Annotated in this window: 18 protein-coding genes and 1 pseudogene; 8 read left to right on the top strand and 11 right to left on the bottom strand. The window is 60.1% G+C overall.

The window, feature by feature from the left end; translation table 11 throughout:
• Positions 1-92: 92 nt before the first annotated feature.
• A complete protein-coding gene (gene rlmKL / locus BT119_RS02495; protein WP_072364697.1) occupies positions 93-2,345 on the bottom strand; it encodes a bifunctional 23S rRNA (guanine(2069)-N(7))-methyltransferase RlmK/23S rRNA (guanine(2445)-N(2))-methyltransferase RlmL in 2,253 nt (750 codons plus the stop codon).
• Positions 2,346-2,933: 588 nt separating this feature from the next.
• Between rlmKL and rmf the strand changes: the two genes are divergently transcribed.
• A complete protein-coding gene (rmf, locus tag BT119_RS02490) occupies positions 2,934-3,149 on the top strand; it encodes a ribosome modulation factor (protein WP_002553055.1) in 216 nt (71 codons plus the stop codon).
• A gap of 142 nt (positions 3,150-3,291) precedes the next feature.
• Here the strand turns inward: rmf and BT119_RS02485 are convergent, their stop codons facing one another.
• Positions 3,292-4,323: a quinone-dependent dihydroorotate dehydrogenase gene (locus BT119_RS02485; RefSeq protein WP_003346110.1), complete on the bottom strand. Its 1,032-nt coding sequence runs from the start codon at positions 4,321-4,323 to the stop codon at positions 3,292-3,294.
• 251 nt (positions 4,324-4,574) lie between these two features.
• On the opposite strand from BT119_RS02485, the gene BT119_RS02475 reads away from it, so the two are divergent.
• Positions 4,575-5,786 (top strand): CmpA/NrtA family ABC transporter substrate-binding protein, encoded by a 1,212-nt coding sequence (locus BT119_RS02475; protein ID WP_003366879.1) that lies wholly within the window; start codon positions 4,575-4,577, stop codon positions 5,784-5,786.
• A 14-nt stretch (positions 5,787-5,800) separates the two neighbouring features.
• The gene (locus BT119_RS02470) at positions 5,801-6,376 is read left to right on the top strand and encodes an ANTAR domain-containing response regulator (protein WP_003366877.1); all 576 of its coding nucleotides are present in this window, start codon (positions 5,801-5,803) and stop codon (positions 6,374-6,376) included.
• A gap of 59 nt (positions 6,377-6,435) precedes the next feature.
• Here the strand turns inward: BT119_RS02470 and BT119_RS02465 are convergent, their stop codons facing one another.
• The gene (locus BT119_RS02465) at positions 6,436-7,683 is read right to left on the bottom strand and encodes a glycoside hydrolase family 68 protein (RefSeq protein ID WP_003433034.1); all 1,248 of its coding nucleotides are present in this window, start codon (positions 7,681-7,683) and stop codon (positions 6,436-6,438) included.
• 899 nt (positions 7,684-8,582) lie between these two features.
• Between BT119_RS02465 and BT119_RS02460 the strand changes: the two genes are divergently transcribed.
• From BT119_RS02460 to cobA, 5 genes and pseudogenes are all read left to right on the top strand, one after another.
• On the top strand, positions 8,583-9,794 hold the full coding sequence (locus BT119_RS02460; protein WP_003433035.1) for a nitrate/nitrite transporter: 1,212 nt from the start codon (positions 8,583-8,585) through the stop codon (positions 9,792-9,794).
• A gap of 7 nt (positions 9,795-9,801) precedes the next feature.
• On the top strand, positions 9,802-11,463 hold the full coding sequence (locus BT119_RS02455; protein WP_003366867.1) for a bifunctional protein-serine/threonine kinase/phosphatase: 1,662 nt from the start codon (positions 9,802-9,804) through the stop codon (positions 11,461-11,463).
• Between the two features lie 276 nt (positions 11,464-11,739).
• Positions 11,740-12,939: pseudogene (locus tag BT119_RS02450) on the top strand (NAD(P)/FAD-dependent oxidoreductase); the annotation flags it as partial.
• A 26-nt stretch (positions 12,940-12,965) separates the two neighbouring features.
• A complete protein-coding gene (locus tag BT119_RS02445; protein ID WP_072364695.1) occupies positions 12,966-15,686 on the top strand; it encodes a nitrate reductase in 2,721 nt (906 codons plus the stop codon).
• A gap of 10 nt (positions 15,687-15,696) precedes the next feature.
• A complete protein-coding gene (gene cobA, locus BT119_RS02440) occupies positions 15,697-16,458 on the top strand; it encodes a uroporphyrinogen-III C-methyltransferase (RefSeq protein ID WP_003366857.1) in 762 nt (253 codons plus the stop codon).
• 87 nt (positions 16,459-16,545) lie between these two features.
• Here the strand turns inward: cobA and BT119_RS02435 are convergent, their stop codons facing one another.
• From BT119_RS02435 to ppsA, 8 genes are all read right to left on the bottom strand, one after another.
• A complete protein-coding gene (locus BT119_RS02435; RefSeq protein ID WP_003366856.1) occupies positions 16,546-17,580 on the bottom strand; it encodes an OmpA family protein in 1,035 nt (344 codons plus the stop codon).
• A 105-nt stretch (positions 17,581-17,685) separates the two neighbouring features.
• The gene (gene sigX, locus BT119_RS02430) at positions 17,686-18,276 is read right to left on the bottom strand and encodes an RNA polymerase sigma factor SigX (RefSeq protein ID WP_003315686.1); all 591 of its coding nucleotides are present in this window, start codon (positions 18,274-18,276) and stop codon (positions 17,686-17,688) included.
• 82 nt (positions 18,277-18,358) lie between these two features.
• A complete protein-coding gene (locus BT119_RS02425; RefSeq protein ID WP_003315687.1) occupies positions 18,359-19,183 on the bottom strand; it encodes a mechanosensitive ion channel family protein in 825 nt (274 codons plus the stop codon).
• A 2-nt stretch (positions 19,184-19,185) separates the two neighbouring features.
• Complete coding sequence (locus BT119_RS02420; protein WP_003433041.1) at positions 19,186-19,434, bottom strand: hypothetical protein; 249 nt, start codon at positions 19,432-19,434, stop codon at positions 19,186-19,188.
• 86 nt (positions 19,435-19,520) lie between these two features.
• Entirely contained in the window at positions 19,521-20,516 is a 996-nt protein-coding gene (locus tag BT119_RS02415; RefSeq protein WP_003366851.1) for a zinc transporter ZntB, read from the bottom strand.
• An 11-nt stretch (positions 20,517-20,527) separates the two neighbouring features.
• Entirely contained in the window at positions 20,528-21,016 is a 489-nt protein-coding gene (gene rraA, locus BT119_RS02410; protein WP_072364693.1) for a ribonuclease E activity regulator RraA, read from the bottom strand.
• 98 nt (positions 21,017-21,114) lie between these two features.
• Positions 21,115-22,104, bottom strand: coding sequence for an alpha/beta fold hydrolase (locus BT119_RS02405; protein WP_003433044.1), 990 nt, complete (start codon positions 22,102-22,104; stop codon positions 21,115-21,117).
• A 189-nt stretch (positions 22,105-22,293) separates the two neighbouring features.
• Positions 22,294-24,669, bottom strand: a complete 2,376-nt coding sequence (gene ppsA / locus BT119_RS02400; protein WP_003366845.1) for a phosphoenolpyruvate synthase — start codon at positions 24,667-24,669, stop codon at positions 22,294-22,296.
• Positions 24,670-24,865: the final 196 nt, after the last annotated feature.

Here is a 24,865-nt window from a genome sequence, read left to right as displayed (position 1 = left end):
TTGGTCTGTCTGCACGGGCATGCAAGCGAGTGCAGGAGGTATCGCGAGGCGCGATGAACGGACCATTACCGATCAGTTCATCGCGCACCGGATCAGCTATGCGCCATGATTTTCCAGGCGCGGTGGATCTTGCCGTTACGGGCGAAGTCCTGATCGATGGTTTGCGCGGTAATGTCCTCGACCGCGTAACGCTGACTCAGGTTTTCATCAAGCACAAACTTGCGGAAGTTGTTGGAGAAGTACAACACGCCTCCCGGTGCGAGACGCGCCATGGCCAGATCGATCAGCTCGACCTGATCACGCTGGACATCAAAAATGCCTTCCATGCGCTTGGAATTGGAGAACGTCGGCGGGTCAATGAAGATCAGGTCGTACTCGTCGCGATTGGCCTGCAGCCAGGCCATCACGTCGCCCTGCTCGAGACGATTCTTGTCGGAGAAACCGTTCAACGACAGGTTACGACGCGCCCAGTCCAGATAGGTCCGCGACAGGTCGACGCTGGTGGTGCTGCGCGCACCGCCCTTGGCAGCATGCACACTGGCCGTCGCCGTGTAGGCAAACAGGTTCAGGAAGCGCTTGCCGGCCGCCTCGCGCTGAATACGCATGCGCATCGGCCGGTGATCGAGAAACAGCCCGGTGTCCAGGTAGTCGGTCAGATTGACCAGCAGCTTGACGCCTCCTTCGCTGACTTCCAGAAACTGGCCCTGGGCGCTCTGGCGCTCGTACTGCTTGGTGCCGCTCTGACGCTCGCGACGCTTGATCACTACGCGGTTCTTGTCGATGTTCAGGGCTTGCGGAATGGCCGCCAGCGCATCGAACAGCCGGGCTGACGCCTTTTCCGGATCGATGGACTTGGGTGCGGCGTATTCCTGAACATGCACCCAGTCGTGATACAGATCGATCGCCAGCGAGTATTCAGGCATGTCGGCGTCATACACGCGGTAGCAATCGATCCCCTCGCGACGTACCCACTTGCCCATCAGCTTGAGGTTCTTTTGCAGGCGATTGGCAAACATCTGCCCGCCTTCACTCAGGCGCGCCTGTTCGACCACCACCGGTTCCGGCTTGATCGGGTTGCCGTTCTTGTTGAGTTTGCGCTCAACGACTTCAACCTCGACCGGGTTTTCGCGTTCGATCTGACGCTGCTCGGGGGTGCGTCGCTCGCCGGTCACGAACTGGTCAGGCGTGACCTTGATCAGCAGCAGCTTGCACGGCAAGGCGCCGTTCCAGAACGAATACTGTTTGTGGCTGCGAATGCCCATGCGCTTGCCGAGGTCCGGCGCGCCGGTGAACACCGCAGCTTCCCAGTTAAGGCAGGCCTGACGCAGGCGCTCGCCGAGGTTCTGGTAGAGATACAGCAGGCTGGCTTCGTCACCCAGGCGCTCGCCGTACGGAGGGTTGCAGATCACCAGACCTTTCTGGTTCTGGTCGGGACGCGGCTCGAAGGTCGCGACTTCGCCCTGATAGACCTTGATCCAGTCACTCAGACCAGCACGTTCGATGTTGTTGCGTCCCGGCTGGATCAGTCGCGGATCAGCCTCGTAACCGCGAATCCACGAAGGTGTTTTGGCCAACCCGGCTTCTGCGCGGGCCAGCGCTTCGTCGTGCAGCTTGCGCCACAGCGCCGGGACGTGGCCCAGCCAGGCCGAGAAGCCCCAGCGTTCACGCTTGATGTTCGGGGCGATGTCGGCGGCGATCATCCCGGCCTCGACCAGAAACGTACCGACACCGCACATCGGGTCAGCCAGCGCGCCGCCCTCGGCAGCGATGCGCGGCCAGCCAGCACGAATCAGGATAGCGGCGGCGAGGTTTTCCTTCAGCGGTGCAGCGCCCTGCTGCAGACGGTAACCGCGCTGGTGCAGGCTATGCCCGGACAGGTCGAGGGACAGAATGGCTTCGCCGCGATCCAGGCGCAGGTGCACGCGCAGGTCGGGGTTGATCTTGTCGACCGAAGGACGCTCACCATCCGGAGTACGCAGCTTGTCGACGATCGCATCCTTGACCTTCAATGCACCGAAATGGGTGTTATCGATGCCCGAACCATGACCACTGAATTCCACCGCAATGGTGCCGTCGGATTCAAGATGATCCTGCCACTCGACATCCAGTACGCCATGGTAGAGGTCTTCGGCATCCTTCATCGGGAAGCGCTTGAGCACCAGTAACACGCGGTTGGCCAGTCGCGACCAGAGACATAGCCGGTAAGCGGTCTCCATGTCGGCAGAGCCGCGAATGGCTGAAGTGTGCTCGCGGGTCTCTTGCAGGCCCAGCGCAGTGGCTTCCTCGGCAAGCAGGCCTTCGAGGCCCTTGGGGCAAGTGAGGAAAAGTTCGTAGCGATCCGACATGTGTATTCCAGGGCCTGAGCCGTCTGCGGCGGGCAACGCATTGCCCTGCCAGATTTGAACAGGCGTCTTTCATGGAGAACGCCTGCGTGGCACGTGATGTGTGCCGGTCCACCGCATGATCCTGTCATGTCATTGCGGCAGTTCTGGCGCGTATTAGAACAGATATCAGGCAAGTCGATGTCGGCAATAAGGCACGCAATCAAAAGTGGTGTTTTGAAAAGTCACATTTGTGCAGCGCCGATCATGACCCTTCGTCGCTTAACCAGCCAAGGCATTGAGCCAGTATATGAGCCTGATAAGCGATTTCAATTAGCCTGCAAACGCCCATGTTCAAGGGGCTGCAGAAAAAATCATGGTTGAAACAGGTCATCGCTTATTGCTCGACAGACCTGAATGTGACGTGCTTATGACAAAACGATCATTCACACCGCCCTGCGCTTTGGTTAGAAATCGTCTCAGGTCATCGCCGCAATGGTTATGGCATCAAGGCCCGCGACGCCGGCAGCGGGCCCCAACGGCAGAAGATTCTGCCCGACCTCATCACGGGGTCTCAGGGATATTACAGTCAACAGACGAGGGCATTACCCTATGAGAAGACTTAAGCGTGATCCGTTGGAAAGAGCATTTTTACGCGGATATCAATACGGCGTTCATGGTAAATCCCGTGAGCTTTGCCCTTTTACTCTACCGTCAGTACGCCAGGCATGGATCAATGGCTGGCGCGAAGGACGCGGCGACAACTGGGACGGTATGACCGGCACTGCGGGCATCCACAGACTCAACGAACTTCACGCGGTCGGATGAGGCGATTCACATCAAAGACTTTCGGCCTCTGTCGGGCCACACACATGATTGACTGATTCACACCTGCACCATGCACGCCCGACCCGGGCGGCGGGCCAACGCCCAGGGGCTCTCTTGCAGAGCCCCTTTTTTTACCCCGGGCTCAGCGTGCGGCGCGAGGCATTGCCGCAATGGCATCCACCGACTCGCGAATCAGCGCAGGGCCCTTGTAGATGAACCCCGAATAGATCTGCACCAGACTGGCCCCCGCGGCGATCTTCTCGGCGGCGTGTCGGCCTTCGGTGATCCCGCCTGCGGCGATGATCGGCAGACGCCCCGCGAGCTCACCGGCCAGGACCTTGACGATGTGCGTGCTTTTTTCCCGAACCGGCGCGCCGGACAAGCCGCCTGCCTGATCAGCATGCGGAAGGCCTTCGACGCCTTGGCGGCTAAGCGTGGTGTTGGTGGCGATGACTGCGTCCATACCGGACTCGATCAGGGCTGCGGCCACCAGCACGGTCTCTTCGTCGGTCATGTCCGGGGCAATCTTGATCGCCAGCGGCACACGCCTGCCATGCCGTTGCGTCAGCTCCTGCTGGCGCAGGCTCAGGGCCTGGAGCAGTTGCTTGAGCGAGTCGCCGAACTGCAGGCTGCGCAGCCCCGGCGTATTGGGCGAACTGACGTTGACCGTAACGTAGCTGGCATGGGCATAGACCTTGTCCAGACAGATCAGGTAATCGTCGACCGCGCGCTCGACCGGCGTGTCGAAGTTCTTGCCGATATTGATGCCCAGAACGCCGCGATATTTTGCCGCTTCGACACGGGACACCAGGTTGTCGACACCCAGATTGTTGAAGCCCATGCGATTGATGATCGCCTCGGCGTTGGGCAGGCGGAAAATACGCGGTTTGGGGTTGCCCGGCTGCGGACGTGGCGTCACTGTGCCGATCTCGACGAACCCGAAGCCCAGTTGCGCGAAGCCATCGATGGCTGCACCATTCTTGTCCAGGCCGGCTGCCAGCCCCACAGGGTTGGGAAATTCAAGGCCCATCACACTGACCGGCAACTTCGCCGGGGACTTGCTCAGCAGGCCATTGAGGCCCAGCCGTCCGCCTGCACCGATCAGGTCCAGCGACAGGTCATGAGAGGTTTCCGGGGAAAGTTTGAACAGTAACTGGCGGGCCAGGTTATACATGGCGGGATGGGCTCGTGAGCAGCTGAATTCAGGGTGGCGATTATAGACGTGTGCGGGCCTGTCAGGCGAGGCGCGCGACAAACTTGTTGCTCGCCCCTCCCCGGCGATGGCATATGCCTTGCTTGAAACCGCTATCGGCACTCACTCCAACGGCGGAGCGGTGCATGGACAACGGCGTCGCTTCGACACTTGCATTGCAATGGGTCGGACGACGCCTTTTTTCTGGACGGACCTTTGATGAAGCACGCGCGATGAACGAACGAACCGGTAATGCGCTGGACTGGGTGGCCGGTAGCGACGCCCCGGAAATGAACAGCCTGGACGTGGGCTTCATGGCATTGACCGACTGCGCCCCGCTGGTGGTCGCGGCCACTCAGGGTTTCGCCCAGCCTTACGGCCTGAGCCTGAACCTCGAGCGTCAGACCTCTTGGGCCGGGCTGCGCGACAGGCTGGTCAGCGGGCAGTTGCAGGCGGCACACAGCCTGTACGGTCTGATCTATGCGGTGGAACTGGGCATCAGCGGTGGCCCGGCGGCCGACATGGCCATCCTCATGGGGCTCAACCAGAACGGCCAGTGCATCAACCTGTCCCGCGAGTTGCAGCAGGCGGGCGTGATCACTCCTGAAGCACTGGACAAACGCGCGCACCAAAGCGGATCAAGGCTGACCTTCGCGCAGACCTTCCCCACCGGCAACCACGCCATGTGGCTCTACTACTGGCTGGCCAGTCAGGGCATTCATCCGCTCGATGATGTGACCAGTGTCGTGGTGCCGCCCACGCAAATGGCGCAACACCTGCAGGCTGGGCGCATCGACGGTTTCTGCGTCGGCGAACCCTGGGGCGCCAGCGCCGTTCAACAGCAACTGGGCTTCACCATGGCGACCAGCCAGTCGATCTGGCCGGATCACCCGGGCAAGGTGCTGGGCTGTACCCGTGAGTTCGTCGAGCAGAACCCCAATACCGCCAGAGCGCTGATCATGGCCGTACTGGAAGCGAGCCGCTTCATCGAGGAAAACGATCATAACCGGCGCAGCACCGCACAACTTCTCAGCGGTGCCGATTACCTGGACACCTCAGTGGACTGCATCGAGCCGCGCCTGCTCGGTCAGTACAGCGACGGTCTCGGCAATCGCTGGCAAGACCCTCACGCGGTCAGCTTCCATGCCCAAGGACAGGTCAACTACCCCTGGCTGTCCGACGGCATGTGGTTCATGACCCAGTTCCGACGCTGGGGCCTGTTGCGCGAAGACCCGGATTACCTGGCGGTCGCCAGTCGCGTCCAGCGACTCGACCTGTATCGTCAGGCGGCCAGCGCGCTGGGCATCGACGTACCCGCCGCAACCATGCGCAGCAGTCAGCTGATCGATGGCAGGATCTGGGACGGCAGCGATCCGGCGGGCTACGCGCGTAGCTTCAAGCTCCATTCGCTGGCCGACGACGCGCCCGCTGTGGCCAGTCGTTGACGGAGAACGTGACCATGCTGCGTATCCTGCTTATCAATGACACCGCCAAAAAGGTCGGTCGCCTCAAGTCAGCCTTGATAGAGGCCGGTTTCGAAGTGATCGACGAATCCGGCCTGATCATCGACCTGCCCGCACGCGTCGAAGCCGTGCGCCCGGACGTCATCCTCATCGACACTGAATCGCCAGGTCGCGACGTGATGGAGCAGGTGGTGCTGGTCAGCCGCGACCAGCCACGTCCCATCGTGATGTTCACCGACGAGCACGATCCAGGCGTGATGCGCCAGGCCATCAAGTCCGGGGTCAGCGCTTATATCGTCGAGGGGATTCAGGCACAACGGCTGCAACCCATTCTGGATGTGGCAATGGCCCGCTTTGAAAGCGATCAGGCGCTGCGTGCGCAATTGCATGCCCGCGATCAGCAACTGGCCGAGCGCAAGCGCATCGAGCTGGCCAAGGGGCTACTGATGAAGATGAAGGATTGCAACGAAGAAGAGGCTTATACGCTGATGCGACGTCAGGCAATGAGTCGTCAGCAGAAGCTGATTCAGGTGGCCGAGCAGATTATCGCAATGAGCGAACTGCTGGGCTGAAGCCAGGAAGAACGCCTGCCCGCACAGGCGTTCTTCACCGTTTACAGAGGCGCAGCCTGTCAGCTCAACTGCACATCCTTCATCGCCGGGACGTAGCCGTAGTCATACTCTTCCTGCACGAACGAGCGGTCGCCCTTCAACAGGATTCTGACCGTCGGCGCCTCGGTGCCGCCGATACGGTAGTCATCGCCGCTGGTGGGCACGCTGTCGATGAACGAAGTCACCAGGCCGTTGGGCATCACACAGTGGGAGTACGTCTGGAATGGCTGTGCAGGCGGATTGCCCAGCACCAGTCCGGAAGCGTTCATCGGCCGGTAAGGCCCGAACAAATGCTCGCCCACAAAACCGTAAACGCCGTCCGGCCCGGTCACACCGTCGGCATACGTAAACTTGTGACTAATGGTGAATAAATAATACTTGCCGTCCTGAAAGACATAATGCGGACGTTCAGTCTGGTCATTGACGCCCACCGCAGTCACCAGTGGCGGTAGTATTTCCCACTCTTCTCCGCTGAGATCTTTCGCAACTGCCAGGCCGATACAGCCCACTTGAAAACGCGCACCCCCCACTTCTTCATGGCCGGGTGGCACCGGGCCAAGTTCTGCAGCGCCAACGGTATGCGTACCGCGTTCACCGGCCACATTACCTTCAAAGACCATATACAACTTGCCATCATTGGGATCAATAAACGGACTCGGGTCGCGGAAGTTCCACGTCGAGTTCTGCGCCTCGGTTTGATAATAAGTGCCGTCGGCCTCGAACAGTTTTTTGACCTGGGTAAAGTCTTTCAACTCCACGCCCTGATCGGACGTCACAATACGGCCGCGCACTTTGGCAATGGTCGCCCCCGGTGTCACGCAGGTGTAGTAAAGATCGATATCACCCTTGTCATTCAATAATACCGGTGTGCCCGCCCACTCACGGGTGGTGGGCGACACGCCTTCGGCCATGACCCGGCCACCGAAGATCCAGTTCTTGCCGGTGCGCGAATACCAGTAGCACATGCGCGCCCGTCCATGACGATCCTCCCAGTCGCGCTTGATGTCGTAGCGGCCGTTGGCGCCGAGATACTGCGGGTCGTCGGGGTGGCGATCAGCCGTCAGTGTGACGATAACCGACCAGCCGTTGACTGAGACCACCGTGCCGTCAAGCTCTCGCAACGGCATGGTGTCCCAGATGAAGACCTTATCACTCATGACCGGAAAGTCCGCTTTTACCAATGGCTGCGTGGTGGTCGGGTCATTTTCATTGACCTTCAACGCATCGGCACGGGACCAGATGGTAGGTGCGTAATTGATGTTACTCATGATGATGTCCTTTGCTGGCGCCTGTACAAGCAGCGCGTATAGGAAGGCAACACGGCAGGCATGCGTGCAATGCCGAGGTGCAGAGTGTGTCGGGCATTCAGGTGTCGAGGACAGCCGGACGCCGATAAAAGAGCGAGTAGCCGATGACTTCTTTCGAAGTAAGCATTTATCGAGATTGACTGGCAAACTGCAACTACAGATTACCGGATTGAAAAGTGAAACCACCTTTTTTAATAAGCGTCACACGTCGCAACAGAAGCGATGCTCTCAGAGATGCCACGCAAAGTAAATTAAATATTTACAGCGTTGCTATCGTACAACGGTGAGAGCTGCGCATTAAATTATATATATTAAGGCCACCATAGCTGCGTATCGAAACAGCATCACAATGACAGTACTTACACGCAAAACTGATGGCACATTAAATAATATTAAATAGTTTGAACTTTAATAAAACATACTTAAACCCTGTTAACTGCCTGTTTCTGTTGACTGATACGGACTGTGCAAGCCGTTATCTGGCTTTTCGCCGCCACGCCCTTTTTTGCAGCGCGTCTGATGGCCCACGCCCGGTTCGAGGTCATACATCAGTCTGCTCGCAGTCTCTGAAAGCCATACAACCTGCCTGCAACGTATGGCTGACGCGCCTGCACGACCATTGGCCCGTCTATTGCTAATGCAATCGCACCGGTAGCCAACGGCGGCTATCACCTTTTACGACAAAGACGTCGCTCATCTCTTTCCGCCCCGTGGACAGAGAGGCGACGTTTTTTGCGTTTTGGCCCCGGCGAAGGGGCCGGTGGAGTCGCCGTCATTCGGAACACTCCACCACAGCGTCTGAACCACCCGTGTCGCGGTCATGGCCCGACTGACTAACTAGCAGATGATGAGGTGTGCACATGGATACAAGCTTCTGGAAGGCAGGCCACAAACCGACCCTGTTCGCGGCCTTTCTCTATTTTGACCTGAGTTTCATGGTCTGGTACCTGCTGGGCCCACTGGCGGTACAGATTGCCACTGACCTGCACCTGACCACTCAGCAACGTGGCCTGATGGTCGCCACGCCGATTCTGGCGGGCGCGGTGCTGCGCTTTTTCATGGGCCTGCTGGCCGACCAGCTGTCGCCCAAAACCGCCGGAATCATCGGCCAGGTGATCGTCATCGGCGCGCTGCTGGGTGCCTGGCAATTGGGCATTCACACCTACGGCCAGGTGCTGGTACTGGGCGTGTTCCTCGGCATGGCCGGTGCCTCGTTCGCCGTCGCGCTGCCCCTGGCGTCGCAATGGTATCCGGCGCAGCACCAGGGCAAGGCCATGGGCATCGCCGGTGCGGGCAACTCCGGCACTGTACTGGCCGCGCTGATCGCGCCGGTGCTGGCCGCCAGTTTCGGCTGGGGCAACGTCTTCGGCCTGGCGCTGATCCCGCTGGTTCTGACCCTGATCGCCTTCACCCTGATGGCCCGCAACGCCCCGCAACGCAGCAAACCCAAATCCATGGCGGACTACCTCAAGGCGCTGGGTGACCGTGACAGTTGGTGGTTCATGTTTTTCTACAGTGTGACGTTCGGTGGCTTCATTGGCCTGGCCAGCGCCCTGCCCGGCTATTTCAACGACCAATATGGCTTGAGCCCGATCACTGCCGGTTACTACACCGCTGCCTGTGTGTTCGGTGGCAGCCTGATGCGTCCGTTGGGTGGTGCGCTGGCCGACCGTTTCGGCGGGATTCGCACGCTGACCGTGATGTATGCGGTTGCCGCCATCGGCATTGCCGCCGTGGGCTTCAACCTGCCGAGTTCGTGGGCAGCACTGGCGTTGTTCGTGGCCGCGATGCTGGGCCTGGGGGCCGGCAACGGTGCGGTGTTCCAGTTGGTACCGCAGCGCTTCCGCAAGGAAATCGGGGTCATGACCGGCTTGATCGGCATGGCCGGTGGCATCGGTGGCTTCCTGCTGGCGGCGGGCCTGGGCAGCATCAAACAGAACACCGGCGACTACCAGTTGGGTCTGTGGCTGTTCGCCGGCCTGGCGATACTGGCCTGGTTCGGCCTGCTGAACGTCAAACGTCGCTGGAGAACCACCTGGGGTTCGGCCGCGGTCACGGCGGCCCGGGTCTGAAGCGCCGATGACCCTGCAACTGCAGTTCGCTCAATTCAGCGCCAGCGGACCGCGAGCGGAGAATCAGGACGCCGTGCGCCTGGTCACGCCAGTCCCGGCACTGGCGGCCAGCAAGGGCTATCTGTTCGCCCTTGCCGACGGCGTCAGCCAATGTGCCGACGGCGCACTGGCCGCGCAGTCGACCCTGCAGGCGCTGGCCCTCGACTATTACGCCACGCCGGAAACCTGGGGCGTGGCGCAGTCCCTTGATCGCCTGCTGCTGGCGCAGAATCGCTGGCTGCTGGCCAACGGCCTGTTGACCACCCTCAGCGCTCTGGTACTGCGTGGCAGGCGTTTCACCCTCGCCCATGTCGGCGACTGCCGGGCTTACCGCTGGCACACCGGAACGCTGAAACGCATCAGTGAAGATCACGTCTGGGAACAGGCCGACATGCAGCATGTGCTCAAACGTGCGCTGGGCCTGGATCAGTACGTGGTCATGGATTACCTGGACGGCGAGCTGTGTGAAGGCGAACGCCTGCTGCTGGTCAGCGACGGCGTATGGGCGGCACTGGGCGATGCAAGTATCCGCTCGATTCTGGGCGAACAGCACGACCTCGACGCGGCAGTGAAAACCCTGGTCAGCGCGGCGCACCTGGCCGGCAGTCAGGACAATGCCAGCGCCCTGCTGATTCAGGTCGACACGCTCGGCGAGGACGATCTGGGCGATACGCTACTGCAATTGCAGCAATGGCCGCTGCCACCCGCACTCAAGGCCGATCAGACATTCGAAGGCTGGAAAGTCGTCAGCATCGTGGCGCAATCACGCCAGTCCATCGTTTATCGAGTCACCGATATCAATGAGCAGCCCTGGCTGCTGAAGACCCTGCCAGCCAGTCGTCATGACGAGACCGGTGCCGGTCAGGGTTTACTGCTGGAGGAGTGGTTTCTGCGTCGGGTCGCCGGGCGTTTTTTTCCCGAGATACACCCGCTGCCAGACCGTCAGCATCTGTATTACGTCATGCGCGAGTATCGCGGGCACACACTGGCCGAGCGCTTCACCGACAAAGGGCCGTTGCCGCTGGCCCAGTGGCAGGACTTGGCCACCCGACTGTTACGGGCCACGGGCCTGCTGCATCGACGCAACATCATCCATCGCGATATCAAACCGGAAAACCTGCTGCTGGCCGACGACGGCGAGTTGCGCCTGCTGGATTTCGGCCTGGCGTTCTGCCCGGGCCTGTCGGCGGTCAACACCGAAGACCTGCCCGGCACACCCAGTTATATAGCACCGGAAGCCTTCAACGGCGCCGAACCGCATCCGCAACAGGACCTGTACGCAGCAGGCGTCACCTTGTACTACCTGCTGACAGGGCAATACCCTTACGGCGAGATCGAAGCCTTTCAGCACCGTCGCTTCGGCGCACCGATACCTGCCAGTCGTTATCGACCGGATCTGCCGCAGTGGCTGAGCCAAAGCCTGGACAAGGCACTGCACGCCGACCCGAGCCAGCGTTATGAAACCGCCGAACAGTGGTTGCTGGAGCTGGAGCAGGCCGAGCATCGTCCGCTGGTGGCAAAGCCGCGTCCGCTGCTGGAACGCGAACCGCTGAAAGTCTGGCGAACACTGGCGTTGCTCTCTCTGCTGTTCAACCTGATGCTGGTGATCTGGTTGATGGGCCGCCACTGAGCCCTTGCGCCCCGCTTCTGTGCAACGCGCCTCAACGCAGTGCAGAAAGCGCCAGGGTTATCGACTGCACACCGCGCAGGCTGGCAAATCCGAGTTGGCACAAGCGCTGCATGGTCACTGGCAGATAATTCATAACACGCCGCCCTCAACGATGAAGGCTGCGTCTCCCGAGCGAACGGGACCGGACAAAGGCGTCCTCGTCAGGCCACTGACGGGACGCCTTTTTTTGTTTGCGCGAAACGTATCGAGCACGCGCTGCAGTGACTCGGAGGCAAGATGACCAAACTCAAACTGGTGATGATCGGCAACGGCATGGCCGGCGTGCGCACACTCGAAGAGTTGCTGAAACTGAGCGAAGACCTTTACCACATCACGGTCTTCGGCGCCGAGCCACACCCCAATTACAATCGCATTCTGCTGTCGCCGGTACTGGCCGGCGAGCAGAATTTCGAAGACATCGTGCTCAACGACCTCGACTGGTACGAACGCAACGGTATCCAGTTGTTGCTCAACCGTCGCGTGGTGAAGATCGACCGCATCAGACGCCTGGTGATCGCCGATGACGGCACCCAGGCCCATTATGATCGGCTGCTGATTGCCACCGGTTCGCGGCCGTTCATACTGCCGATCCCCGGCAACACGCTGAACGGTGTGATCGGTTATCGCGACATCGGCCACACGCGGCAGATGATCGACACCTCCGTCACGCACAAGCGCGCAGTCGTCATCGGCGGCGGACTGCTCGGCCTGGAAGCGGCCAACGGCTTGAGCCTGCGCGGCATGCACGTGACGGTGGTGCATAACGGCCAGACGCTGCTGGAGCGCCAACTGGACAAGACCAGCGGGCGCATGCTGCAAGCGGCGCTGGAAAAGCGCGGCCTGAGCTTTCGCCTCGACGAACAGACCAACGCCTTGCTCGGCGATGATCAGGGCCGGGTAACCGCGGTGCAATTCAACAATGGCGACAGGATCGACGCCGATCTGGTGGTCATGGCAGCAGGCATACGGCCCAACACCGAATTGGCCGAGCAAGCCGGCCTGCCCTGCAACCGTGGCATTCTGGTTAATGACACCTTGCAGACCTACGACCCGCGCATCTACGCGATTGGCGAATGTGTCAGCCACCGTGGCATCGCCTATGGGCTGGTGGCGCCGCTGTTCGAGCAGGCGCGGGTCTGCGCCAACCACCTCGCGCAACTGGGCTTTGCGCGTTATCCGGGCTCGGTCACCTCGACCAAGCTGAAAGTCACCGGTATCGACCTGTTTTCCGCCGGGGATTTCCTCGGCGGTGAAGGCACTGAAAGCATCACCCTTTCCGACCCCATCGGCGGTATCTACAAGAAGCTGGTAATAAAGAACGATGTACTGGTCGGCGCCTGCCTGTACGGCGACACCGCCGACGGCAACTGGTACTTGCAGCAGATCCGTGATGGCCAGGGTATCGACGCCATTCGCGACCACCTGATGTTCGGCAAACCCGTTGCTCCAGAGGCTGCCTGCGCATGAACAGCCTTGCCCTCCACACCCCCCGGGTCACGGCGTCTACCTGCTGCTATTGCGGCGTAGGCTGCGGCGTACTGATCGAACATGACGGCGAGCATATTCTTGGTGTCAGCGGCGACCCGAAGCACCCGGCCAACTTCGGCAAGCTGTGCAGCAAAGGGTCGAGCCTGCACCTGACCGGCGACATTGAAGCCCGCGCGCTGTACCCGGAACTGCGCCTGAGCAAGGGCCTGGCGCGCAGCGTCACCGATTGGGATACCGCGCTGGAGCATGCGGCCAATGTGTTCGCCGAGAGCATTCGCGAACATGGCCCCGACAGCGTTGCCTTCTACATTTCCGGCCAGTTGCTGACCGAAGACTACTACGCGTTCAACAAACTGGCGCGCGCACTGATCGGCACCAACAATATCGACAGTAATTCACGGCTGTGCATGTCATCGGCCGTGGCGGGCTACAAGCGCAGCCTGGGTGCCGATGCCCCACCGTGCAGCTATGAAGACATGGAACTGAGCGATTGTGTGATGATCGTCGGCAGCAACATGGCGTACGCACACCCGATTCTGTTTCGCCGTCTGGAAGAGGCAAAAAGCCGTCGCCCGCAGATGAAACTCATCGTCATCGATCCACGACGCACCGACACCTGCGAACTGGCTGACCTTCACCTGGCGATTCAGCCCGGCACGGACGTCGCGCTGTTTCACGGCATCTTTCATATACTGATGAACGAAGGGCTGATCGACCCGGCGTTCATTGCCGCGCACACGCAGGGCTATGAGGAACTGGCCACGCTGGCCCGTGACTACCCACCTGAATACGTGGCCGCCCTCTGCGGCATTACTCTGGAACAGCTGCACACCTGCGCCCGATGGATGGGCGAAGCGCCGGCTTTTCTGTCGCTGTGGTGCATGGGGCTGAATCAGTCCACGGCCGGCAGCGCGAAAAACAGCGCGCTGATCAACCTGCACCTGGCGACCGGACAGATTGGCAAACCCGGCGCAGGTCCCTTCTCGCTCACCGGCCAGCCCAACGCCATGGGCGGACGTGAAACCGGCAGTCTGTCCAACCTGTTGCCTGGCCATCGCGACGCGGCAAATCCTCAGCATCGTCAGGAGGTTGCAGACTACTGGGGCGTCGATAGCCTGCCTGCCAATCCCGGCCTTTCAGCCATCGAACTGTTCGAGCAATTGCAGAATGGAACGATCAAGGCCCTGTGGATTGCCTGCACCAACCCGGCACAGTCACTGCCCGACCAGAACCGCATCAGGCAAGCGCTGGAAACCTGCCCGTTCGTGGTACTCCAGGAGGCCTTCAAGACCACCGAAACCGCGCGTTATGCCGATCTGTTGCTGCCTGCTGCCAGTTGGGGTGAGAAAGAAGGCACGGTGACCAACTCCGAACGACGCATCTCCAACGTGCGCAAAGCTATTCAGGCGCCCGGCGAAGCGCGCTCCGACTGGGCGATCACCGTGGATTTCGCCCAGCGCCTGCAAAAACGCCTGCAACCCGGCGCACCCGCGCTGTTCGACTTCGCTACACCCAAAGCCTTGTTCGATGAGTTCAAGGGCCTGACGGTCGGGCGCGATCTGGACATGTCCGGAATCGACCGCGAGCTCATCGATCAGCAGGGTCCGCAACAATGGCCCTTCCCGCGTGGCGCCAGCAGCGGCACGCCGCGCCTGTACAACAATGGCATCTTTCCCACCGATTCAGGCCGGGCGCAGTTTCTGTCCGAGCCTTACATCGCCGCCAGGGAAGTGCGCGATGCCGACTACCCGCTGACGCTCAATACCGGCAGACTGCGCGATCAGTGGCACGGCATGAGCCGCACCGGCACCGCTGCCCGCTTGTTCGGGCATGTCAGTGAAGCGGTGCTGAGCCTCAATCCGCAGGACATGCTCAGCCATGACCTGCAGCCCGGCGACCTGGTCAAGCTGATCAGTCGACGCGGCGAGCTGCTGTTGCCGGTCGGCAGTGAGGACAGCGTTGCAGTCGGCCAGGCTTTTGTGCCGATGCATTGGGGCGACAGGTTCCTCAAGGGGGGTGTCAACGTTCTCACCCAGCCAGCCTTCGACCCGGTTTCGAAGCAACCGGAACTCAAGCACGCCGGCGTCAGGATCGAAAAAGCCCGACTGCCCTGGCAGTTCTTTGCGCTGGTCGAGGGCAACGTGCAGCAACGGATGGAAAAGCTGCGCCCCTTGTGCGACACCTTCACCTATCTGAGCATGAGCCTTGCCGGACGCGAGCGACCGGCGCTGGTGATACGCGCCGCCAGCGCAGCAGCACCCGATTCAGCGCTGCTGCAGCAGATTGATCAAGTACTGGGCCTGGATGAAGGACCGGTCATGGCGTATGACGACCCCAAGCGCTCGATCGGCAAACGGGTACGGATCGACGGCGAACGTATTACTGCTATTCGCCTGGCCGGTGAAACACTTGCCCGGTATTGGCTGCAGACGTTGTGGCTGGAAGAGCGCGTTGAGGCTTCGTTGCGGCGCTGGCTGTTGGCACCGTTGAGCAGCGAACCGGGCAAAGACTCGACACAGCCTCGCGACAAGACCTTGTGCAACTGCATGAACGTCAGCCAGAGCGCGGTAATGAGCGCTATCGAGCGTGGCCTGGACCTGAATCAACTCAAGACACAGTTGGGCTGCGGCACCCAGTGCGGCTCCTGCGTGCCGGAAATAAGACGACTGATCCATACCGTGGCGGTTACAGAATGAGGAATGCGGCATGAGCGCAAAAGTATGGCTGGTGGGCGCGGGCCCAGGCGACCCGGAACTGCTGACTCTCAAGGCAGTACGTGCCCTGGCTGAAGCCGACGTGGTGCTGATCGACGATCTGGTCAACCCCGCAGTGCTGGAACATTGTCCGGGAGCGCGGGTCATCGCGGTCGGCAAGCGCGGCGGTTGTCGTTCGACGCCGCAAGCGTTCATCCATCGCCTGATGCTGCGCTACGTACGTCAGGGCAAATGTGTCGTTCGCCTCAAAGGCGGCGATCCGTGCATCTTCGGACGTGGCGGTGAAGAGGCTCAATGGCTACAGGAGCGCGGTGTCGCCGTGGAGCTGGTCAACGGCATTACAGCGGGTCTTGCCGGCGCAACACAGTGCGGCATTTCGCTGACCCTGCGCGGTATAAGCCGTGGCGTAACACTGGTCACCGCCCACACTCAGGACGACAGCACCCTCAACTGGCAGGCACTCGCGCAAGGCGGAACCACCCTGGTGGTTTACATGGGCGTGGCGAAACTGGCGGAAATTCGCGAGAGTCTGCTGGCAGGCGGAATGAGTGGCGAGATGCCGGTGGCGATGATCGAGAACGCTTCGCTGCCGTGGCAGCGCGAATGCCGCAGCACCCTGAATGCCATGCAACAGGACGCAGCCGCTTTCCAGTTGAAGAGCCCCGCCATCCTGGTGATCGGTGCGGTTGCCGCGTACAACAATGAGCTGATCGATCAAACCCTGATGGACCACGCGCAGTTGAATGCCGGCTGACCCCAGGCTCGTCTGAGCACACGCCCCACCAAATCGCAGGCAAAGAAAAGCCCGGCCTGAGCCGGGCTTTTCAGTATAAGCGGCTAATTACTTAGCTTGAGCTTCTACTTCTGCTTCTACGCGACGGTTAACTGCGCGGCCAGCTTCAGTTGCGTTGTCAGCAACTGGACGGGATTCGCCGTAACCAACCGAGTTTACGCGGTTAGCGCCAACACCGTACTGGTTAACCAGAACCTGTTTAACGGCGTTTGCACGACGCTCGGACAGTTTTTGGTTGTAAGCGTCAGGACCGACGGAGTCAGTGTGACCTTCAACAGTGGTGGTGGTCTGTGGGTACTGCTGCATGAAGTCAGCGAGGTTCTTGATGTCGCCGTAGCTGTTAGGCTTGACTACGGATTTGTCGAAATCGAACTTCACGTCCAGCTCAACACGAACCACTTCGGCAACTGCTGGGCAGCCATCAGCGTCAACGGTAACGTTGGCTGGGGTGTCCGGGCACTTGTCGACGTTGTCGCACACGCCGTCGTTGTCGCTGTCGGAGCACACTTCAGCTACTGGAGCTGGCGCTGCTTCAACTTTCTTGCTGCCGCCGCCGAAGTTTACACCGATACCGACGCTAGGCGCCCACTCGGTGTTGCCTTGGTCGATGTTGTACTGAGCTTCAACGCCTGCACGGGCATAGAAGTTGTCAGTGAAGTACAGCTTGGCGCCGCCGCCGATGTTGGCGAAGGTGGAACCGTCACGGCCACGGCGAGCGTCTTGACCGATGCTCTGGTCAGAGAAACCGGCAGATACGTATGGACGCAGCATGTCGCCTGGGTTGTTGAAGTGGTACAGAGCGTCCAGAGCAGTGTCTGCGCCCTTGATGTTCTTGCCGCTGTCGCTACGGACGTTGTGGACTTCGTCGTAGCCCAGACGCAGCTCAACATCGTCAGTCAGGAAGTAGCCAACGGAGCCGCCGAACAGGTTGCCGTCGTTTTTGAAGTTACGATCGCTGTCGTAGTACTCTTTCTTGGCGAAGCCTTCGATTTCGACCGCGCCTTGGCCTTGAGCCAGAGCGCCGAACGAAGTTGCGGCAACAATAGTACCAATGGCCAAGCCCAAGGTGTTTTTCAGTTTCATCCGTTAAATCCCCATCTGATGATTATTAAGCAGTCCCACACAGGGGGACAACTCAGCGGCAAGTCTACCAGACCTTGCCAGTTTGTTAGAGATATTTGCACCGTATTAAGTTTCGGCGATTCCCGCAAATTTCTCTCGTAATTTATCTAAAGCCCGCTTGTAACGCATTTTCGTTGCGCTCAAGCCCATGTGCATGATGTCAGCGATTTCCTGGAATTCAAGTTCTGCTACAAACCGCAGCACCAGAATCTCCCGATCGATCGGGTTCACATACACAAGCCAGCGATCAAGTCCGCCCCGTTCTTCAGGTTTGGGCGCCTTTTCTTCCGACGCTTCCTCAAGTGGATCCAGACTCAGCGCGTCCATCAAGCGACGCTTACGCCGTTCCTTCCTGTACTGCGTGATGCATTCATTGTAGGTGATGCTGTACAGCCAGGTTTTAAATTTAGATTTACCTTCAAAATTTTTCAACCCATACAACACTTTAAGCATCACCTCCTGACAGACATCGTCAGCATCGCGATCGTTCCCCAGATAACGTGCACAGACGTTAAAAAGTGTTCTCTGGTAACGGCGCATCAATTCTTCGTAGGCCCGCGTCACATTGAACAGCTCAACGTGGGCGCGCGCAACCAGCTCCTCATCTGAGAGCTCGCGTGGATCGTAGCGCGTCGAAAACGGTTGAGGTTTATTCAAAACAAATCTTGCCGACAGTCAGGTCAGTGTCCGCCATGGCCTGTATCGGCAACCTGGCGGCATACATTAGCAGGTTAACCGCTTAACGGCTGCTTACTCTCTGCTCGAGCAGGATGCGATTGGAAAACGACACCAGCTCCCCCTCGTCTGTCAGCAGCGTTGTCTTGACCGTACCGATTTCCTCGATCTGCCCTTCCGTATCGCCTATCTGTACCTGTTGGCCGACCTGAAACAATTCGCGGACGTAGATTCCGGCAATGATCTGCCCGGCAATTTCGCGACTTCCGAGGCCCAGGGCAAGCGCCACTGTCAGACCAACGGTAATCAACGCAATCACAATAACGTGGTTCAGCAGGTCGGTCTTGACCTCGAGCTGGCTGATGGCGACCGAAATACTGATGATAATGACCAGCCCCTGGGCAATTCGCCCCAGGCCGGCAGAGTAGTCGATCCCTACACCTTCGGCAGCACCGCGCACCAAACCATTGACCAGTTGCGCCAGCAGCACACCGACCAGCAACACCAGCGCGGCACCAAATACCTTGGGCAAATACAGCGCCAGCATGTCCAGCGTCGCTGAGACCCGCTGCAGGCCCAAAGATTCAGCGGCCGATACGAGAAAGATAAGCAGAACGAACCAATAGACGACCTTGCCGATCAGCGTGGAGACCGGCACCTTGACGCCAGCGCGGCCGATGATCTTGGTCAGGCCGGTACCGCCGACCAGACGATCAAGGCCCAGTTTGGCCAGTAATTTGGAAAGCAGTGCGTCGAGCAGTTTGGCGACGACAAAACCGAGCAGCACCACAACCAGGGCGCCGAACAGGTTGGGAATGAAGTTTGCGACTTTGGTCCACAATGCAGTCATTGCAGCAAGAAGGCTCTGGGTCCAGAGATTCAATTCCATGCTCAATCAGCCTTATCGAGAGAACGCGCACCGTTCGAGGTGCGACGAGAAACGGGAGAGACGTGGGCCGAGCCGTTGTTCACGGCGATCATCAGCGCCTCCGACCAGCGGCCCAGCAACCCGAACAACACACCGGCGCCGACCTGGCGATTGGCGGTTTTCAGGACGCGTCCCAGACATGCGTCATCATCCCGGCTGGAGGATGAAGAATTGAGCATGTCGCGTAAAGATTCTTCAAACGGATCGTGCATCAGGCACCTCACGTAATGTCATTCAAAGACGCGACGCGAAAACAACAAGTCACACAGGCTCGCCAAATAACCATCACAGGCCCGCCCTACACCCAACGCAAACGGCGGAACAACCACCACTGCCCTGCGCCCAGCGCGACGATCAGCAGACAGGCCACCAGGAAGCCGTACGAACTGCTCGAACCCGGAATGCCGCCAACATTAATACCCAGCAGACCGGTGAGAAAACTCATCGGCAGAAAGATACAGGTAATGATCCCGAAGCGGTACATGGTGCGGTTCATGTGCTCGCGCAGGCGCCGGTCCTCGGACTCTAGCAGCAGCCCCACCCGCTCGCGGGTCAGCTCAAGCTCTTCCAGGTAACGGGTCAGGCTGTTGTTCAGCTCATTCCAGTAGTCAGCGTCGTCATGCGCAAACCAGGAAAGCTTGATGCGTGAAAGCTGGCCATAAATATCCCGCTGCGGCCCGAGGAACCGGCGCAGGCCGGCGGCGCGCCGACGAATATGCAGCAGCTTGCCGTGCTCGGGGCTGTACCATTCGTCGGCATCGTTCTTTTCTTCCTCTTCATCGACCGATTCGGTCAGCTCACCCACCAGATCCTGAACCTTGTCGGTGAGGTGCTGCGCCAGGTGCAGGATCAGCTCCGAGGCGCCCTTCGGGCCTTTGCCCTGCCCCAGCAGCTCAATCAGCTCCTCGGTGGCACGCAACGGACGCAGGCGCAGCGAGATGACTCGCTGCGCGGCGGCGAAGATACGCACCGAGACCATGTCTTCAGGTTCCGCACCGGGATTCAGATTCACGCCGCGCAGAAACAGCAGCAGCTCCTGCTCCGGCAACGGCAGCAAACGCGGCCGGGTGTTCTCTTCCAGCAACAGGTCGCAAGCAAACTCGCTCAGACCGCTGCCGGTGCGCAACCACGCATGTGTCTGCGGGTGACTACGATCCCAATGCAGCCACAGGCTTTCTTCTGGCTGCAATGCAAGGTCCTGCAACTCGGTTCGAGCGATGAAACGCGCCCCACCCTTACCGTCCAAAACGAGGGCATGAACCAGCCCCCACTGCGCGTTTGCTTCATCGAACATGGATACTTCGCTTATTCCGGCATGGTCAGGGGGGATGGGGAAATGATGACGCCATTGTTGTCGGCATACAGGTACTCACCCGGGCGGAACGTCACGCCGCCAAAGGTCACCGGCACATTCAGTTCGCCTATGCCGCGCTTCTCGGTTTTCTTCGGATGACTGGCGAGCGCCTGGACACCCAGGTCGGTCTGGGCGATGACATCCACGTCACGGATGCAGCCGTAGATCAACATGCCTTCCCAGCCGTTCTTGGCAGCCTTGTCTGCCAGCATGTCACCCAGCAGCGCGCAACGCAGCGAACCACCGCCGTCGACGACCAGCACCTTGCCCTTGCCGTCGAGGTCGACCTGCTCCCTGACCTTGGAGTTGTCCTCGAAACATTTCAGCGTGACGATCTGGCCACCAAACGAATCGCGGCCGCCAAAATTGCTGAACATCGGCTCCACGACCTGGATCAGGTCCGGATAGGCGTCACACAGATCGGGGGTGAGGTAGTGCATGGGTCAACTCCTGTCATCGGCTATGGGGTCGCGATTGATACAGACGATTTATTGAAACAGACACGACCGGATGAGCATAACCATAGCGACTTTACCGGCTAACTGCCTACCGCGACCTGAAACTCTGCAACCTGTTCAGGAACGGAACGCTCACCCAGCCACTCGATCACTCGCGGCCAGACCTGCTGCTGCGCAGCCTTGCTGACCAGCATCTGCACATGGTCGAAATCCTCGCTGAAGCCGTATTCGCGGCCCAGGCAGAGGAATTGCCTGTGTGCGCTGCCGATCTGCTCGAACAGTTCACGGCAAGCCCACACCGGGTCCTGCTGGTCGCCGGCCGCAGCGACAGCCAGAAGCGGCACCTGAACCGCGCTCAACCCTGCCCACCAGTTGTTGTCACGCTCACCGAAACGTCCGAACAGCCCGTGCCAGCGCATGCTTTCCAGAACCAGACCGATCGGCTCGTCTTCCGGCCCGCGCTTGAAACGCGGGCCGGAAATATGCTCGAAGGACCTCAGCAGCAACTTCGCAGACCATTGCAGTGGCGGGACTTTCAGCGGCCAGTAGGTGCGGCTGACCTGGCTGCCGAACAGCGCCACGGACGCCGCAGTATCAGCACCCAGATACTGACCGCCCAAGGCTGCCGCCAGGCTGGTGCCGCCCAGCGAGTGGCCGATCCAGTGCGGTATCTGCCCGCTTTGCTCGACGACGAATGCGGCAATGGCTGGCAAATCGAAACGCGCGTAGTCCGCCACGCAATTGCTGCGATAACTCAGGTTGCGAGCCGACAAGCCATGGCCGCGCATTTCGGGAATCCACACGTCATAGCCGGCCCGCGCCAGATACGCACCCAGACCGATGCCCTTGGGCGAATACCAGAAACGCCGGTTGGAAAAGCTGCCATGCAGCAGTATGACTGGAGTACCACGCACATCGGGCTGATCGGCGCGCCCTAGCCGGGTCACCGCCAGTTCGACACTGGCGTCGGGACTGTTGGCAGGTTTGAGACGGTAGACGTCCTCGACCAGATCGCCACGACGCTCGGCGCTGATCAAGGCAACGGGAAAAAGCTGGCTGCTGCTCTGCATATCACTCTTTATCTGGCTTGACAGACGGGATGAAACCACACGCTCCGGGATCTCGCGATGCGCCATAAAAAAGGCGGCTTCCGAAGAAACCGCCTCATTCAAACACCTGAACCACATGACGGCTCAGGCCGCGTTCGCGTCACACGGCGGCCCGCTCCTGCGAGGACCGCGCCTCAGGCGAGCCGCCTGTCAGACAGGCGACTGTGCTTCGGCGAGGAAGAACCAGGTCTCCAGCACCGAGTCGGGGTTGAGCGACACACTCTCGATGCCCTGATCCATCAGCCAGCGCGCCAGATCCGGGTGATCGGAAGGCCCCTGCCCGCAGATGCCGATGTACTTGCCGGCCTTGTTGCACGCCTGAATGGCGTTGGACAGAAGCTTCTTGACCGCCGGGTTACGTTCGTCGAACAGGTGGGCGATCACGCCGGAGTCACGGTCGAGACCGAGTGTCAGCTGGGTCAGGTCGTTGGAGCCGATGGAGAAGCCGTCGAAGTACTCAAGGAACTCTTCCGCCAGAATCGCGTTGGACGGCAGTTCGCACATCATGATGATGCGCAGGCCGTTTTCGCCACGCTTCAGACCGTTGGCGGCCAGCAGATCGATCACCTGACTCGCCTCGCCCAGGGTACGGACGAACGGCACCATGATCTCGACGTTGGTCAGGCCCATCTCTTCGCGCACACGCTTGAGCGCACGGCACTCCAGCTCGAAACAGTCACGGAAGTTCTCACTGATATAGCGCGACGCACCGCGAAAGCCCAGCATCGGGTTTTCTTCTTCGGGCTCGTAAAGCTTGCCGCCAATCAGGTTCGCATACTCGTTGGACTTGAAGTCCGAGAGGCGCACGATGACCTTTTTCGGCGTGAACGCGGCGGCCAGGGTGCTGATGCCCTCGACCAGCTTGTCGACGTAGAAACCGACCGGATCATGGTAACCAGCGATACGCTTGTCGACGCTTTCCTTGATTTCCGGTGGCAGCACCGAGTAGTTGAGCAACGCCTTGGGGTGCACGCCGATCATGCGGTTGATGATGAACTCCAGACGCGCCAGACCCACCCCGGCATTGGGCAATTGGGCGAAATCGAAGGCACGGTCCGGATTGCCGACGTTCATCATGATCTTGAACGGCAGATCAGGCATTGCATCGACCGAATTGGTCTTGATGTCGAAGCCCAGCTCGCCTTCGAAGATGTAACCGGTGTCGCCCTCGGCGCAGGAAACCGTGACGCCCTGGCCATCCTGGAGGGTCTGCGTGGCGTTACCGCAGCCAACCACTGCCGGGATGCCCAGTTCACGGGCGATGATCGCCGCGTGGCAGGTACGACCGCCACGGTTGGTGACGATTGCACTGGCGCGCTTCATCACCGGCTCCCAGTCCGGGTCGGTCATGTCCGACACCAGCACGTCGCCGGGCTGGACCTTGTCCATCTCGGACACGTCCTTGATGATGCGCACCTTGCCCGCGCCGATGCGCTGACCGATGGCACGGCCTTCGACCAGCACCTTGCCGGTCTCCTTGAGCAGATAGCGTTCCATGACGTTGGCCGATGCACGGCTCTTCACCGTTTCCGGACGCGCCTGGACGATGTACAGCTTGCCGTCGTCACCGTCCTTGGCCCACTCGATGTCCATCGGGCACTTGTAGTGCTTTTCGATGATCATCGCCTGTTTGGCCAGTTCGGACACTTCGGCATCGCTCAGACAGAAACGCGCGCGATCGGCAGGCTCGACGTCGATCACCTTGACCGAACGACCGGCCTTGGCTTCTTCGCCGTAAATCATCTTGATCGCCTTGCTGCCCAGATTGCGACGCAGGATCGCCGGGCGGCCAGCCGCCAGCGTGTCCTTGTGCACGTAGAACTCGTCCGGGTTGACGGCGCCCTGCACAACCGTCTCGCCCAGGCCGTAAGCACCGGTGATGAACACCACGTCGCGGAAGCCGGACTCGGTGTCGAGGGTGAACATGACACCGGCCGTACCGGTTTCGGAGCGCACCATACGCTGCACGCCCGCAGACAGCGCGACCAGCTTGTGGTCGAAACCCTGGTGTACGCGGTAGGAAATCGCACGGTCGTTGAACAGTGAAGCAAAAACTTCCTTGGCCGCGCGGATCACGTTCTCGACGCCGCGGATGTTCAGGAAGGTCTCCTGCTGGCCGGCGAACGACGCATCCGGCAAGTCTTCGGCAGTTGCGGAGGAACGCACGGCCACAGCCAGGTTCGGATTACCCGCAGACAGCTCGGCAAACGCAGTACGAATCTGGGCGTTGAGCTGCTCGGGGAACTCGGCTTCCATGATCCATTGACGAATCTGCGCACCGGTGCGGGCCAGCGCGTTGACATCGTCGACGTCAAGGGCGTCCAGCGCAGCATGGATCTGCTCGTTGAGGCCGCTGAGCTCGAGAAAGTCACGGTAGGCCTGGGCGGTAGTCGCGAAGCCGCCGGGCACCGACACACCAGCACCTGCGAGGTTGCTGATCATCTCGCCGAGGGACGAGTTTTTGCCCCCCACGTGCTCTACATCATGGACGCCGAGCTTATCGAGGGAAACTACGTACTCTACCAAGGTGATCTCTCCACTAACTGTGTTTGTTGTTGGGAAAAGCTCATTCACCTGCGCCACATGCGGTGTGGCTTCAGGCGTGTCTGCCCGGACGTACAGATCGGGCGTTGAAAACCGTGCTTCAAAACCAGGTGTGCAAAAAAGCTGCACCTGCGGGCTCTCATGGCAGGCCAGCACGCCTATGATAGCCAGAATTCGT

Source organism: Pseudomonas sp. NFACC10-1, from assembly GCF_900119195.1.
Taxonomy (GTDB): domain Bacteria; phylum Pseudomonadota; class Gammaproteobacteria; order Pseudomonadales; family Pseudomonadaceae; genus Aquipseudomonas; species Aquipseudomonas cerasi.
This window is presented reverse-complemented; position numbering and strand designations above follow the sequence as displayed.

Excerpts from the sequence above, each read along its gene's own strand:
- rlmKL (WP_072364697.1), bottom strand. The coding sequence starts at position 2,345 with ATGTCGGATCGCTACGAACTTTTCCTCACTTGCCCCAAGGGCCTCGAA.
- rmf (WP_002553055.1), top strand. The coding sequence starts at position 2,934 with ATGAGAAGACTTAAGCGTGATCCGTTGGAAAGAGCATTTTTACGCGGA.
- BT119_RS02485 (WP_003346110.1), bottom strand. The coding sequence starts at position 4,323 with ATGTATAACCTGGCCCGCCAGTTACTGTTCAAACTTTCCCCGGAAACC.
- BT119_RS02475 (WP_003366879.1), top strand. The coding sequence starts at position 4,575 with ATGAACGAACGAACCGGTAATGCGCTGGACTGGGTGGCCGGTAGCGAC.
- BT119_RS02470 (WP_003366877.1), top strand. The coding sequence starts at position 5,801 with ATGCTGCGTATCCTGCTTATCAATGACACCGCCAAAAAGGTCGGTCGC.
- BT119_RS02465 (WP_003433034.1), bottom strand. The coding sequence starts at position 7,683 with ATGAGTAACATCAATTACGCACCTACCATCTGGTCCCGTGCCGATGCG.
- BT119_RS02460 (WP_003433035.1), top strand. The coding sequence starts at position 8,583 with ATGGATACAAGCTTCTGGAAGGCAGGCCACAAACCGACCCTGTTCGCG.
- BT119_RS02455 (WP_003366867.1), top strand. The coding sequence starts at position 9,802 with ATGACCCTGCAACTGCAGTTCGCTCAATTCAGCGCCAGCGGACCGCGA.
- BT119_RS02445 (WP_072364695.1), top strand. The coding sequence starts at position 12,966 with ATGAACAGCCTTGCCCTCCACACCCCCCGGGTCACGGCGTCTACCTGC.
- cobA (WP_003366857.1), top strand. The coding sequence starts at position 15,697 with ATGAGCGCAAAAGTATGGCTGGTGGGCGCGGGCCCAGGCGACCCGGAA.
- BT119_RS02435 (WP_003366856.1), bottom strand. The coding sequence starts at position 17,580 with ATGAAACTGAAAAACACCTTGGGCTTGGCCATTGGTACTATTGTTGCC.
- BT119_RS02425 (WP_003315687.1), bottom strand. The coding sequence starts at position 19,183 with ATGGAATTGAATCTCTGGACCCAGAGCCTTCTTGCTGCAATGACTGCA.
- BT119_RS02420 (WP_003433041.1), bottom strand. The coding sequence starts at position 19,434 with ATGCACGATCCGTTTGAAGAATCTTTACGCGACATGCTCAATTCTTCA.
- BT119_RS02415 (WP_003366851.1), bottom strand. The coding sequence starts at position 20,516 with ATGTTCGATGAAGCAAACGCGCAGTGGGGGCTGGTTCATGCCCTCGTT.
- rraA (WP_072364693.1), bottom strand. The coding sequence starts at position 21,016 with ATGCACTACCTCACCCCCGATCTGTGTGACGCCTATCCGGACCTGATC.
- BT119_RS02405 (WP_003433044.1), bottom strand. The coding sequence starts at position 22,104 with ATGCAGAGCAGCAGCCAGCTTTTTCCCGTTGCCTTGATCAGCGCCGAG.